Raw genomic sequence first — 892 nt, 5'->3', positions numbered from 1 at the left:
CTTTTTGTTTAGCGACAATAGCGCTGTGGTCCCACCTGACTCCATTCCGAACTCAGAAGTGAAACGCAGTTGCGCCGATGGTAGTGTGGGAGTTCCCATGTGAGAGTAGGACATTGCTAAACTTCTATTTTAGTTTGGAAAATGAAACGCAATAGCGCCGATGGTAGTGTGACTTATGTCGCAGAAAAGCCCATGTGAGAGCGTAGCGGGACATTGCTAAACTTCTAATTTAGTTTGGAAAATGAAACGCAATAGCGCCGATGGTAGTGTGACTTATGTCGCAGAAAAGCCCATGTCAGAGCGTAGCGGGACATAGCTAAACTTCTAGTTTTGAGAAGCCCGACTCATTTGAGTCGGGCTTTTTACTCAGACTTTATTTATTAGATTGATTACTTAATCAGCATAATAAATAAGGTTTTAAAAACACTGATTTATTCTATAAATTAAGTGTTGACATTAAAATCTGGTTGCGTAAAATGCGCATCCTGCTTCGGGCAAACGGCAACGTTGGCAAGGAGTTAAAAGCGAGTAACGAATGCGTTTACTGCTTCTCTTTTAAAGAGAGTTCTTTAACAATTAGTTATCATGCAATTTGTGTGGACACTCACATTACAGTTGTTTTTACTTAGTTTCCTTTGGAAACAAAAACGCTTAATGATGAATGTCACACAGATAAATATATACTTATATATGTAATGCGATATCAATTTACTTTAATTAGTAACTGGTATCACGACAGAATTCATTGAGCAGCGAGTTTATCTCGCACAAACGATTTTTAATTGAAGAGTTTGATCATGGCTCAGATTGAACGCTGGCGGCAGGCTTAACACATGCAAGTCGAGCGGTAACATTTCTAGCTTGCTAGAAGATGACGAGCGGCGGACGGGTG

At 40.0% G+C, this 892-nt stretch carries 2 rRNA genes; both read left to right on the top strand.

From position 1 onward, the window contains the following. The first annotated feature begins 7 nt into the window (after nt 1–7). Nucleotides 8–122, top strand: a 5S ribosomal RNA gene (rrf, locus tag ND2E_RS08860). Between the two features lie 657 nt (nt 123–779). Further along, nucleotides 780–892, top strand: a 16S ribosomal RNA gene (locus tag ND2E_RS0121595); the annotation flags it as partial.

It is taken from the genome of Colwellia psychrerythraea, assembly GCF_000764225.1.
GTDB classification, from domain to species: Bacteria; Pseudomonadota; Gammaproteobacteria; order Enterobacterales; family Alteromonadaceae; genus Colwellia; species Colwellia psychrerythraea_D.
Note: the sequence above shows the minus strand (reverse complement) of the source record. Positions and strands in the feature narration are given on the sequence as shown.